The organism is Veillonellaceae bacterium, from assembly GCA_025992895.1.
In the GTDB taxonomy this organism is placed as follows: Bacteria; Bacillota; Negativicutes; order Veillonellales; family Dialisteraceae; genus Dialister.
The window spans coordinates 2,079,146-2,091,889 of the sequence record DAJPGA010000001.1; the positions used below are offsets into that span (position 1 = coordinate 2,079,146).

The following is a 12,744-nucleotide window of genomic DNA, read 5'->3' on the forward strand; positions in this document are numbered from 1 at the left end:
TCACAGCCTTCTCTTTTAAATTTTATTCAGCAGCATCGTGCGGAACCATGTCTTCCTTGTGGAAGGTTCCTTCTTTCCTGCGTTCTGCAAATTCAGCCGTAGCTGTGAAGAGAACGTCGGAGGAGCTGTTGAGAGCTGTTTCGCAGGCATCTTCCAGTACGGAAATGATGAAGCCTACGCCTACGACCTGCATGGAAATATCGTTGCCGATACCAAAGGATGCGCAGGCAACCGGAATCAGAAGGAGCGAGCCCCCTGCTACGCCGGAAGCGCCGCATGCGCCGACGGTTGCGACAAGGCACAGAAGAAGTGCTGTCGGCAGATCCACGTTAATGCCCAGCGTATTGGCAGCTGCCAGGGCCAGGACGGAAATGGTGATGGATGCGCCTGCCATGTTGATGGTAGCGCCAAGCGGGATGGAAATGGTGAAAAGGTCAGGATTGAGACCAAGACGGCGGCAAAGTGTCAGATTGACAGGAATGTTTGCTGCGGAAGATCTCGTGAAGAATGCGTATACGCCGCTTTCACGAAGGGTCGTAAGAACGAGCGGATACGGGTTGACATGAAGGCGGGAAAAAACGATAGCCGGATTCATGACGAGTGCTACGATGAAGTAGGAGCCGATGAGTACGCCCAGAAGCTGTACATAACCGATGAGTGCTCCAAGGCCTGCAGTGCCGACAGATTCAGCGACGAGACCCAGAATGCCGAGCGGTGCGAAGTGGATGACCCAGGTGACCACTTTCGTAATAGCTGCTGCAATATCATTGAGGCAGGTCTTTGTTGTTCCGCTTCCCATATTCTTCAGTGCGATGCCGAAAATGATGGCCCATGCAAGAATACCGATGTAGTTTGCATTCATGAGCGCTGAAACCGGGTTATCGACGACGGACAGGATCAGGTTGTGAAGGACCTGGATGATGCCGCTTGGCGGAGCCAGCTGCGTGTCCGGTGCGACCTGGAGAGTCAGCGTGGTCGGGAAGAGGAAGGACATAGTAACGCCTACGAGAGACGCACAGAATGTACCGGCGATGTACAACATAACGACTGGCTTCATGCTTCCTTCTGCATTTTCCTTACGCTGTGCCATGGCGTTCATGACAAGGAAGAAAACGAGAACAGGAGCGACGCCCTTTAATGCCTTGACGAACAGGTCGCCGAGGATGGATACGGCCGGAATAGCTCCCGGCGCGAAGACTGCAATCAGGATGCCGATGACAAGACCGACTGCAATCTGCTTGATGAGTGCGACTCTTGAAAGAGTGCTCTGGAGTCTGCTAAACAATATGATTCCTCCTCTGTGAATTAAAAAAAGTTCCCATTTCTCCCATTTATTTCTACTAGTATATATGCACCCTTGTTATATTGCAAGTTATAAATGCGTATATGCAAAAACGGTCATAGTTGGATAGTTATCTATGCAATTTCAGGAAAAGCAAGCCTTTATCGGTCAAAAAAAGGCCGTCTCCCAAGGAAACAGCCTTTCATCAGACTCAGATAAAGTTGTCAGAATTTCGTATTTTTATCCGAAAAAGCCCCTGCGGTATGAAGAGTCAGTCCGCAGTATTCCGTGATGAAACGATCGAGGTATTCAGCCGCTTCATTGAAAAGGGACGCGGAAATCGTTCCTTCAAAAGGTTTCTCCCACCTGTAATCGCGAAAAGCAGCAAGAAGCGAAAGCGCGCCGCTGGAAAGATGGTGCTCGCCAGCCGGTTCTTCCTGCGCAGGATCAAAGCCTGCAATGGCAAGAAGCTTGACGGCCGTCACGAAAGCCGTCACTCTCCTGTTCCTTGTCTTTGCCGCGCGTCCTCCCAAAAGGAGCGTATCAAAAGCCTCTTCATCCGCCTCTTCTTCTGGAAAAAGAAGCGAGGCAAGCTCGATGACATAGTACCATTCGCTCATTTCTTCATAGGGAATCGCCATCATATCGAAAAGAAGTCCGCCTTCATACTGCGTCATGATGCTGTAATCCGGATAGAAAGCGCCGGTGAACCGGATGTGAGCAAACGGAAGCATGAGCCCCGTGCCGTAGCGGGAAAGCGCCTGCCTGGAAATACCCAGGCGGAGAAATCCCATTTCCCTTGTAAAGACAGAAACAAGCCTTCCCCCTTCGCGGCCCTTCCCCGCGCGGAGGACGATGCCTTCCATCGATCGGATCTCAGGCCTCATGTTTTTCCTCCGGAGCTTCTTCTGCTTCCCCTTCAGGCGGCGCAATCTTCTCTGCCTTCAGACGGACGATGCGGAAGCCGGCCACGCGCAGCACCGTGAAGCGCCAGCCGCCAAACTCGATCGAGTCCCCGACTTTCGGAATGCGTTCGAGTCTTGAGAATACGAAGCCGCCGATCGTTGCATTCTTGTCTTCTTCCGCCAGATCGATTTCCAGCCTGTCGGAAACATCTTCCAGAATGACCGTGCCGTCAAATTCGTAGACACCCTCGCCCTTCCTGATGATTTCATAGGGAGCCTGGTCAGCGCCCTGCGGGATTTCTCCCACGAGCTCCTCGATCAGGTCCTCAAGCGTCGCAAGGCCTGACGTGCTGCCGTACTCATCGACGACGACAGCGAGGTACGTCCTTGTATTCTTCATGAGCTGGAGAAGCGTCGGTGCCGGCATGGTTTCGGGAACCGTCAGGATATCCCTCATGATCCGCTTCACATTAAATTCGCCGTGAAGAAGGCTTTCCAGGAAATCCTTCACATGGATGAATCCCAGGATGTGATCCTTGTCGTCCATGCAGACCGGATAGCAGGTATGGTGCGCCTTGGAAATCGTGCGGCGCATTTCGTCGATTTCATCTTCATAATTCAAAACGACCATGTCGCTTCTCGGCACCATGACGTCGCGGACCATGAGATCGAAGAAATCGAAGGAATTCTTGATGAGCGTATTCTCGAGGGCATTCAGCCTGCCGCTCCTGTGGCTTTCCTCGACGATACAGCGGATTTCATCTTCTGTATACGTGAAATTGACTTCGTTCCGAAGCGGTATGTTCCTCCACTTGAAGAACTTCTTGATCAGGTAAAGACCCGGCATGACGATCGGGCGGAAAAGGTGGCGGTTCATGCTGATCACCCATGTCTGCCCCGCCAGAATCGGAAGCGGTTCGACAAGTGCATGGGAGCCCGGGATCAGGATCGTCCCGATCCAGTAGGCAGCCAGTGCGAGCGCTGAGAAAATGATGGCCGTCAGAACCCCCGCCCAGGCCATATCTTCGCCAAGGACCGCAATGAATTCCTCATAGATGGCTGCGTCGATGCCGAAAATGGACACACCGAAAACAGCCCCGCACACAACAAAGGAAAGCTGCGTGCCGCCCAGCACCTGCGAAGTATGCTGGTAGTACGGTGCTACCTTTTCGATGAGCGCGGGATCCTGCTCGTCATTGTCCTCGATGTACTTCTTGCGCATACGCGCAAAGGAAAAATTAACCAGCGTGCTTTTGTAATTGAAAAACGACGCTGCCAGTGCAATAAGCAGGAATATGCCTATCCACTGCACATTGGTACTAATAAGTCATTCCCCCTTGATGACAAAAGGTTTCCTACCTTATATATTACTATTACTTATGTTCCTTGTAGCCGAGTTCGCGAAGGATGTAATCCTTGTTCTTCCAGTCCTTGCTGACCTTGACCCAGAGGTCGAGATCGACCGGAGCGCCCAGGATCTTCTTCAGTTCCCTTGTCGCATCCTTCTTGGCCGCCTTCAGGAGGCTTCCGTTCTTTCCGATGATGATGCCCTTCTGTGTCGGGCGTTCTACGTAAATCGTGCAGCGGATGTAAATGCGTCCGTCTTCCTCTTCGCGGAATTCTTCAGAATAAACGCCGATTGCATGCGGCACTTCATCCCTGGTGCGGATGAGGAGCTTTTCGCGGACGACTTCCTGTGCGATATTTCTTTCCGGCTGGTCGGTGACCATATCATCAGGGAAGTACTTCGGCCCTTCCGGCAGGTACTTTTTGATCGTGTTCATCAGCTCGTCAAGGTTGTCGCCTGTCTTTGCGGAAATCGGGACAATGTCAGCGAAATCGTAAAGACGGCTGTACTGCGCGATCTTCAGGAGAAGCTGTTCCTTCGGGATGAGGTCGATCTTGGAAAGGACGAGAATGACCGGCACCTTCCTGTTCTCCAGAAGGGAGAGGATATATCTGTCGTCGGCGCCCACAGGATCGTCGATGGCGCAGAGGAAGACGATGAGATCGACTTCTTCCAAAGCATCGATCGTGCTCTGGCGGATGGCTTCTCCTAATTTGCTCTGCGGCTTGTGCATGCCCGGGGTATCCAGGAATACGACCTGCGCATTGTCTCCGTTCCAGACGCCTGTGATCTTATTTCGTGTCGTCTGCGCGTGGGAGGAAACAATGGACACCTTCTCGCCGAGAAGCGCGTTCAAAAGCGTGGACTTTCCTACGTTCGGGCGGCCTACGAGGGCTGCAAATCCCGAACGGAAACCTGTATTTTCTGTCATGGGTTCTCCTGTTCTTTCTTCAATGAATCTTCTTCAAACGCATAGGGAAGGATTCCCTCAAGCGTAAATGTCCGGTAATCCTTTTCAGACCGGCCGGCTATAATGAGCGGTATCTTGAATTCCGCAATCACCTGGCGGCAGACGCCGCAGGGCATCGTATAACTGTCATGGCTTCCGATGACGGCAATGGCAAGGAATTTCCTTTCGCCGGCTGCCACTGCGCTTCCGATTGCATTTCTTTCAGCGCAGAGAGATGCCGGATACGATACGTTTTCCATATTGCATCCTGCATAGACCTTGCCGCTTTCTGCCAGGACGGCAGCGCCCACCGGATAGAGGGAGTAAGGCGAGTAGCTGTTCTTCCTTGCTTCCATAGCGCCAAGGAGAAGCCTTTCGGCCGTCTTTTCGTTAATCTCTTCCTTCGGCATGTTCTGCTTCCAGCTTTCCTTCTGTCATGATGCGGGAAAGGCCGCAGGCGGAGAGGATATCTTCCTCTGCCTTTCTCATGGCCTTCTTTTCCTCGGGATCATAATGATCGTAGCCTAAGATATGGAGGAAACCGTGCACGGAAAGGTATGCCACTTCCCTGTCGCGGCTGTGGCCGTATTCCTCAGCCTGGCTGACGGCGCGGTCAAGATTGATGACGATGTCGCCCAGTTCCGTTTCTTCTTCCGGCACATCGTCTTCGCCTTCATTCAGTGCGAAGGAAAGGACGTCCGTCGGCGCATCCACATCCCTGTAATCGCGGTTCAGCTCATGGATCGTGTCTGCATCGCAGATGAGCACGCTGATTTCAGCATCTTCTGCCACCTTCTGCTGCCTGGCGCCTTCCGTCAGTACCATGCGGATCAGTTTCTCCAGATCTTCGCTGTAAAATTTCATATCGCTGTAATTAATGGTGATTTCCATCTCCGGTTCCTCCGTTCAGCCTTCCTTGTTTTCTTTCCGTTCCCCTTTATGGGATCCGTTCTTGTTCCTGTGTTTGGCATCCTCTTCATAGGCATGGATGATCGCTGCGACCAGGTCATGGCGCACGACATCATCTTCGCTGAAATGGACATGACCTATATCCTTCACGTCCTTCAGCACGCGCTCTGCATCGATGAGACCGCTTTTGACATTCGGCGGCAGGTCGATCTGCGTCACGTCGCCGTTCACGATCATCTTCGAGCGGAAGCCCAGGCGCGTCAGGAACATCTTGATCTGCTCGACCGTCGTATTCTGTGCTTCATCGAGGATGACGAAGGACTTCTCGAGCGTGCGTCCGCGCATGTAGGCAAGCGGCGCCACTTCGATTTGTCCCTTCTGCTGCAGGCGGGTGAATTCCTCCGGTCCGAACATATCCATCAGACCGTCAAAGAGCGGACGCAGGTAGGGATTGACCTTTTCCTGCATATCGCCCGGAAGGAAGCCGAGTTTCTCCCCTGCTTCGACTGCCGGACGCACGAGGATGATCCTCTGCACGTCATGATTCCGAAGAGCAAAAGCAGCCAGCGCCACGGCGAGGTACGTTTTGCCTGTACCTGCAGGCCCGATGCCGAACGTGATGGAGTTCCTGCGGATCGTGTCCACATAGAGCTTCTGCCCCAGCGTCCTTGGGCGGATCGGCGCGCCGTTCTTCGTGAAATTGATGATATCGTCTTCCATTTCCTGCAGGAGATTTTCCTTCCCCTGATCGATGAGCGACATCACAAGGCGTACCTGACGCTCCGAAAGGCGGATGCGGCTTGCAATCATGTGGCGGATGCGCGCGATGACGTGAAGACTGTTCTCCACAGCCTCCTCTTCGCCCTTGATGCGGATCATATTGCCGCGTCCGGAAATGTCTGCGCCGTAATGCTCCCCTATGATCTTGAGGTACGAGCTGTCTCTTTCAAAAAGGTGCTGTGCTTCCTGCAGATCTCCTATAACGATCTCTTCTGTTCTTTCCTTCGTAATGGCCATTCAACCTCCCTGGCTATAAGCCATAATGCCAAATTATAAAAAATGCCGGACAGCTTTGCCGTCTATATAATCGCAAAGACAGCCCTGCGTGATATTTCTTTCTTCCAAAAGCTCGTCGATCCGGCTCTTGACCTCCCACCAGGGAGAGCCGCCGTTGACCGTAAGCGTATTGCCGCCGGACGCCCTTCCGACGATCCGCTGGATGACGATGTCTTTCCGAAGGTAGGCAAGGAAAAGGGCGACCCTTTCCATGTACTCTTCCATCGAGGAAAGCGTGACTTCCCCCTTCTCATACATCCTTGCAAGCTCAATTCCCTTCACGATGTAAAGGGAGTGGATCTTCACCTCCGTCACAGGAAGGACGGAAATGAGCTTCGCCGTCTCGATGACATCCACCCGGTCGTCCCAGGGAAGATCAGCAATGACATGCGTGCACTGATCGAAGCCGTAGCGCCCGATGCGGAGCGCGGCATCGACATACTCAGCCGCCGTGTGGCAGCGGCCAAGCTTGAGGAGCGTGTGCGCATTCGAGCTCTGGAGCCCCAGCTCCACCGTCACGTCCTTGCCGTACTTCTCTGATGATTCCTTTAAAATCTCAAGGTACCTTTCATTGACGCAGTCCGGCCTTGTCGATACGTCGACACCTACCACGTCAGGATGCGCCATCGCCTCTTCCACCCAGGAGCGGAAATCTTCCGGCGGCGCATACGTATTCGTGTAATTCAGGAAATAGGCGATGAACTTCTTCGCCTTGTACTTGGGCCCTACATGGGCAATGCTCCTGTCGAGCTGGCGCGTGATCGGAAGGCCGACAGCCTTCGTCTCATAATCCGCACCGATGGAACCGCAGAATATGCACGGCTCGCTTGACAGGCTGCCGTCCCTGTTCGGACAGGTAACCGGCAGCGAGATCGGGATCTTGTAGACCTTCTCTCCATACTTCTTTTTCAAATAATCTGAATACGTATTGTATCTTTCCATGCATTCTCCGTAAATAAAAATAATGAATCAATTTAATTATATAACAAACCTGTACATTATGCATTTACATCGAGGTAAGCCTTTTGTAAAATGGAGTAGAAGATTACGCCGGATACCCATCCGGCTTTTTATGCAAAGGAAGCCAACATGATCAAAATACGCACCGCGCAGCTGGCCGCCGTCCCGGGCCACATCCGCGAAAACCTGAAACAGATCGAAAAAGAGGCTGCACTTGCCAGATCCGAGGGTGCTCATATCCTCGTCCTTCCGGAAATGTGCCTCACGGGCTACCTCATCGGTGACCTCTGGGACCAGAATGCTTTTCTGAAAGAATGCGAACGCGCCAACGAAAAAGTTGCTGCCCTTTCCAAGGGCCTCACGATCGTCTGGGGAAGCCTTGCCGTCGACTGGGACCTCATCAATGACGACGGCCGCCCGAGAAAGTACAATGCCGCTTTTGCCGCATCAAACGGCCATTTCATTTATCCCGAAGGAAGCCCTCTTCCCTTCACTGTGAAGACGCTCCTTCCCGACTACCGCTGCTTTGACGACCGCCGCTACTTCACGTCCCTGGAATCCCTGGCGCTCGAAGAAGGGAAACGTCCGGAAGATATCCTTTCCCCCTTCGTCCTTCCTGCAGGAAAAGAAGAACTCCGCTGCGGCATCGTCCTCTGTGAAGACAGCTGGGATGAAAACTACCGCATTTCCCCGATGTCCATCCTCGCAGAAAAAGGCATTTCCCTTTTCCTGAACCTTTCCGCCTCCCCCTTCACGATGGGAAAAGACGGCAAGCGCCACAGGATGTTCTCCGAATCCCTCTCCCGCCTTTCCATCCCGATGCTCTATGTGAACAGGCGCGGTCTTGAGAACAACGGCAAAGACTGCTACACCTACGACGGCATGACTGCTGCTTACGACAAGGACGGCCAGCTCATTGCTGAAGCAAACCCTTTCACAGACGAGCGCTCGACCTTCTACTTCAATCAGGAAAACCTGACGCTGGCAACCGAAACGGAAATGGAACCGACAGATGAAAATCTCCTCCTTCCTGCCTTCCGCTACGGCACGTCTGAATTCCTGAAAGCCATCGGCGTAAACAAAGTCGTCATCGGCGTATCCGGCGGTATCGATTCTGCCGTGAATGCAGCGCTTTACCGCTCGATCCTTCCTGCTGAAAATATCCTTCTCGTCAATACGCCCACGCGCTACAACTCCGAGCTCACAAAAGGTCTTGCTGCCGAGCTTGCCGAAAACCTTGGCTGCCAGCTCCTGACCGTACCGATCGGTGACTTCATCGATGAAACGGCCGATGCGCTCGAAGGCCTTCCCCTTCCTGACGGCACCGTCCATCTGACCGGCTTCATGAAGGAAAACATGCAGGCGCGCGACCGCAGCAGCCGCATCCTTGCCGCACTCTCTGCTGCCTTTGGCGGCATATTCACCTGCAACGCCAACAAGACGGAAACGACCGTCGGATACGGCACCCTTTACGGCGATCTTGCCGGCGCCTTTGCCGCAACGGCCGACCTCTGGAAGTACCAAATTTACGATCTGGGAAGAAAGCTCAACGCATGGTATGGAAGAGCCGTCATCCCCGAAGGCATCTTCACTGTCATGCCAAGCGCCGAACTCTCCGAGAATCAGGACGTCACGCAGGGAAAAGGCGATCCCCTGATTTACGAATACCATGACCACCTTTTCAGAAGCTTCATCGAGCCATGGCAGAGGCAGACACCCGAAGATATCCTCAAAGCTTACTCCAAAGGAAATCTTGAAGATCTCATCGGCTGCTCCATCATCGTCTCCAACATTTTCCCGACGGCCAAAGATTTCATTGAAGACCTTGAGAAATGGTGGAACCTCTTCTCCGGCTTTGCCGTCGCCAAACGTATCCAGACGCCGCCGCTCCTTGCCGTCAGCCGCCGTCCGTACGGCTATGACCTCAGGGAATCCCAGCTCCGCCCCTACTACACCGACGCCTACCTTTCCCTCAAGGAAAAACTTCTGGCAGATTAATTACAAACAAAAAAGGCTGTAGAAATTCGGTAAAATGCGAACTCGCCTTCCCAGACGGGGAAGAAGGGCCGCAGGCCGGTCTTAACCTTGCCCTGGAAGGGAAGGTGTAAACGGATACAGCATTTCCTCAGCCGAAGATATATAAGTTCAAAACAAATTAGAACTGATTTCTTATATTTCACATCGCCGAACTGTCCCCGGAGGGGAAAGTGCCCAGCCTATCACTTTTCTGATGCTGGGCGAAAGAGTTGCATTTTCTAAGAAGGCGAAGCATCCTTTATGGTTTCCAACGAACACATAAATATATACCTGTGTCAAACAATCCTATAATTGAATATAAAAGAAGCTGTGATGGAATGTCCGCACATTTCATCACAGCTTCTTTTTACCTTATTTCCTTATTTCTTTTCCCTTATTTCAGATATTCCTGGAAGAATTCATCAATGGCCTTGAACGGGATGATATCCATCTGGCCGTAGAGGTCCGTGTGGACGGCGCCCGGAATGGAGAGGAATTTCTTATTGTCACCCTTCAGCTTCTTGAATGCATCCTGACTGAAGTAGTAAGAATGCGCCTTGTCGCCATGGACGATGAGGACAGCGCTTCTGATTTCTCCTGCGTAGGAAAGAAGCGGCATGTTCATGAAAGAGAGCGCAGAGGTCTTGTTCCATCCTGCATTCGAATTGACGGAACGCGGATGATAGCCACGCTTTGTCTTGTAGTAAGCGTGGTAATCCTTCACGAAGAACGGCGCATCATCCGGAAGCGGATCGACGACACCACCGGCCTTGGCATACGTATCATTCTTGTAATCTTCTGTTCTCTGTTCGTTCAGGGCCTTCCTCATTTCATATCTGTCATCCGGTGTCATCTTGTCGAAGTATCCGTTGGCCGTGACGCGGGACATATCATACATAGTAGAGGTGACTGTCGCCTTGATTCTTGTATCCATGGCAGCTGCATTGAGTGCCATGCCGCCCCATCCGCAGATGCCGAGGATGCCGATGCGGTTCGGATCGACATTGTCCCTTGTGGAGAGGAAATCTACAGCAGCAGAGAAATCTTCCGTATTGATATCCGGGGATGCCACGTCTCTTGGCGTGCCGCCGCTTTCACCGGTAAACGACGGATCGAAGGCAATCGTCAGATAACCCATTTCGGCGAGCTTCTGTGCATAAAGTCCGGAAGACTGTTCCTTCACAGCGCCGAACGGCCCTGCAACAGCAATGGCAGGAAGCTTTCCTTTCGCATTCTTTGGTGTGTACATATCTGCGGCAAGCGTAATGCCGTAACGGTTATGGAATGTCACCTTCTGGTGATCGACTAAATCGCTCTTCGGGAACACTTTGTCCCATTCATTTGTCAGTTTCAATGGCTGATCTCCTTTCGATGTCTGTACAGTAATCGTATTTGCCTGACCTGCCGGAACATCCGCAGCAAGTGCAGTCGTTCCGCCCAAAGCAAGGAGCAGGCTCAATGCGGCAATGGCCGCCCATTTCTTCTTCATTTCCATCCTTCCTTTCTGCATCACTCAATCTATGTATAGTATAATTTCAATCTAAATAAATTACTAATATTAATATATAATCGTTATCTATTAGATTTCTTAATAGATTAAGTTATAATGAAGGAAAGGAGTGAATGACTATGGATATTGAACTGCTCAGGAATTTTCTGGAAATCGCGCGGGTCGGCAGCATGACAAAAGCGGCCTCATCGCTTCATATTTCACAGCCAACGCTCTCTGTCCAGATGAAATCCCTGGAAGAAGTGCTGGGAAGAAAACTTTTCCGCAAGGAAGGACGGAATCTTGTCATGACGGAAGAAGGCGAACTCCTTGAAAGAAGGGCCGCTGACATCATAGGCCTCACGGATAAGACGCTGTCCGAATTCCGCGCTCTCTCTGACAGCCTGGGAGGAGATGTCCGCATCGGATGCGCTGAATCGGTCCTGATCGACCATCTGGCCCTTGCCATCAAAAAGATCAAAAAGAAACGCCCTTTCCTCCGCTGCCATATCACAAGCGGAGACACGGCCATCGTCACAAGCATTCTGGAACAGGGCCTCATCGACTTTGCCATCATCGTCGAGCCGCCGGACCTTGACCGCTACGACTCCATCCGGATCCCGGGTGTCGATACATGGTGCGCCGTCATCCCCGAGGACTCGCCGCTTGCCGCCAAGAAGAGCCTTACCTTTGACGATATAAAAAATGAACCCATTATTATGTCTAAGCAGTCCTTCCTCGCCGATCTGCCGCGCTGGTGCGGAAGCCGCCGCGATGAACTGACCATCTTCGGATACCTGAACCTTTTCTACAATGGCACCCGCTTCGTCAAAAATCACATGGCCATCCTTCTCACCTTCGCGGGACTTGCCGAATCAGGAAACGGCCTTGCCGTCCGGCCCCTTTCTCCCGTCCTTTCCAACCGCATGTACATCGTCTGGAAAAAGCGCCAGATCTTCTCCCCTGCCGCCAGAGACCTCCTGGAAATCCTTCGGGAAGATGCAGAAAAAGAACCTGTCAATGAATAACGAATAATAAAAAGAGCTGTAAAGAAATGATTGCACATTTCCACAGCTCTTTTTTTGCCTTCGTTTATTCCGCAGCAGCTTTTAAGGTTTTTTCTACGGCTGCCTTGATCGTCTCGTAATCCTGTCCGGGCTGGGCTTCGAAAAGCTTTTCCCCGTCGATGAAGAGGCTCGGTACATAGTAGTACTTGCCGTTGTATGGAGTGACGAGCTCCGGCTGCAGCTGTTCATCGATCACTTCGACTTCTGCATTGGCATATTCCGGTTTCTGGCAAAGTTCCTCGAATGCCTTCTTCGCTTTCGCGCAGTACGGGCATCCCGGGATCTTGATCATGGTAATTTTTTTCATGGAACACTCCTCCTTCTTGGAAATTTGGATTCCTGTATTTAAGATACTCTGTTTCCCCTGAAATTGCTAGTATCGAAAAAATTCTTTTTAGTCATATCAGGGCAATAAAAAGACCGTGGCAAAATCCGGAAAATGCGGACTTGCCTTCCCAGACGGGGAGAAGGGCCGTAGGCCGGTCTTGACCTTGCCCTGGAAGGGAAGGTGTCTCATATACCAGTTGTCAATAATGGTAATGCCATAAATGGCTCATAAGTTAGTGTATGAGACGGATGAGTTGCATTTCCTCAGCCGAAGGCTGGTTTTATGGTTTTCAAAGGGTTCATTTCCTCGATTGCAACAAGTTTTTCGGTATTCCTGCTAAGCCAATCGACCCGTGTCATGCAATCCTCTAATCGAATATACCAACACAAAAGGCTGCAGCAAAATGATTGTGCACTTTGCTGCAGCCTTTCTTTC

At 51.9% G+C, this 12,744-nt stretch carries 12 protein-coding genes; 2 read left to right on the forward strand and 10 right to left on the reverse strand.

Translation table 11 applies throughout. The features are described from left to right. Positions 1-22: 22 nt before the first annotated feature. The 8 genes from sstT to OIM03_09380 form a co-directional block, all read right to left on the reverse strand. Positions 23-1,285, reverse strand: a complete 1,263-nt coding sequence (gene sstT, locus OIM03_09345; GenBank protein ID HJI74453.1) for a serine/threonine transporter SstT — start codon at positions 1,283-1,285, stop codon at positions 23-25. A gap of 221 nt (positions 1,286-1,506) precedes the next feature. Next, complete coding sequence (locus OIM03_09350) at positions 1,507-2,169, reverse strand: recombination protein O N-terminal domain-containing protein (protein HJI74454.1); 663 nt, start codon at positions 2,167-2,169, stop codon at positions 1,507-1,509. Then, positions 2,159-3,499, reverse strand: coding sequence for a hemolysin family protein (locus OIM03_09355; GenBank protein HJI74455.1), 1,341 nt, complete (start codon positions 3,497-3,499; stop codon positions 2,159-2,161). Before OIM03_09355 ends, OIM03_09350 begins: the two co-directional genes overlap by 11 nt. Positions 3,500-3,560: 61 nt before the next feature. Continuing rightward, complete coding sequence (gene era / locus OIM03_09360; GenBank protein HJI74456.1) at positions 3,561-4,466, reverse strand: GTPase Era; 906 nt, start codon at positions 4,464-4,466, stop codon at positions 3,561-3,563. After that, positions 4,463-4,894 (reverse strand): cytidine deaminase, encoded by a 432-nt coding sequence (locus tag OIM03_09365; GenBank protein ID HJI74457.1) that lies wholly within the window; start codon positions 4,892-4,894, stop codon positions 4,463-4,465. The genes era and OIM03_09365 overlap by 4 nt, the downstream gene beginning before the upstream one ends. Next, complete coding sequence (ybeY, locus tag OIM03_09370; protein HJI74458.1) at positions 4,875-5,375, reverse strand: rRNA maturation RNase YbeY; 501 nt, start codon at positions 5,373-5,375, stop codon at positions 4,875-4,877. The genes OIM03_09365 and ybeY overlap by 20 nt, the downstream gene beginning before the upstream one ends. A 15-nt stretch (positions 5,376-5,390) precedes the next feature. After that, positions 5,391-6,410 (reverse strand): PhoH family protein, encoded by a 1,020-nt coding sequence (locus OIM03_09375; GenBank protein ID HJI74459.1) that lies wholly within the window; start codon positions 6,408-6,410, stop codon positions 5,391-5,393. Positions 6,411-6,443: 33 nt separating this feature from the next. Continuing rightward, on the reverse strand, positions 6,444-7,391 hold the full coding sequence (locus OIM03_09380; protein HJI74460.1) for a TIGR01212 family radical SAM protein: 948 nt from the start codon (positions 7,389-7,391) through the stop codon (positions 6,444-6,446). Positions 7,392-7,538: 147 nt separating this feature from the next. Here OIM03_09380 and nadE point away from each other — a divergent pair, with 147 nt between their 5' ends. Continuing rightward, positions 7,539-9,407 carry an NAD(+) synthase gene (nadE, locus tag OIM03_09385; GenBank protein ID HJI74461.1) on the forward strand — a complete coding sequence of 623 codons (1,869 nt, stop codon included), beginning with the start codon at positions 7,539-7,541 and terminating at the stop codon, positions 9,405-9,407. Positions 9,408-9,819: 412 nt separating this feature from the next. Here the strand turns inward: nadE and OIM03_09390 are convergent, their stop codons facing one another. Then, positions 9,820-10,914 carry an alpha/beta hydrolase gene (locus OIM03_09390; GenBank protein HJI74462.1) on the reverse strand — a complete coding sequence of 365 codons (1,095 nt, stop codon included), beginning with the start codon at positions 10,912-10,914 and terminating at the stop codon, positions 9,820-9,822. Positions 10,915-11,054: 140 nt separating this feature from the next. Between OIM03_09390 and OIM03_09395 the strand changes: the two genes are divergently transcribed. Continuing rightward, on the forward strand, positions 11,055-11,942 hold the full coding sequence (locus OIM03_09395; GenBank protein HJI74463.1) for a LysR family transcriptional regulator: 888 nt from the start codon (positions 11,055-11,057) through the stop codon (positions 11,940-11,942). 64 nt (positions 11,943-12,006) lie between these two features. Here the strand turns inward: OIM03_09395 and OIM03_09400 are convergent, their stop codons facing one another. Next, complete coding sequence (locus tag OIM03_09400) at positions 12,007-12,288, reverse strand: glutaredoxin (protein ID HJI74464.1); 282 nt, start codon at positions 12,286-12,288, stop codon at positions 12,007-12,009. Positions 12,289-12,744: the final 456 nt, after the last annotated feature.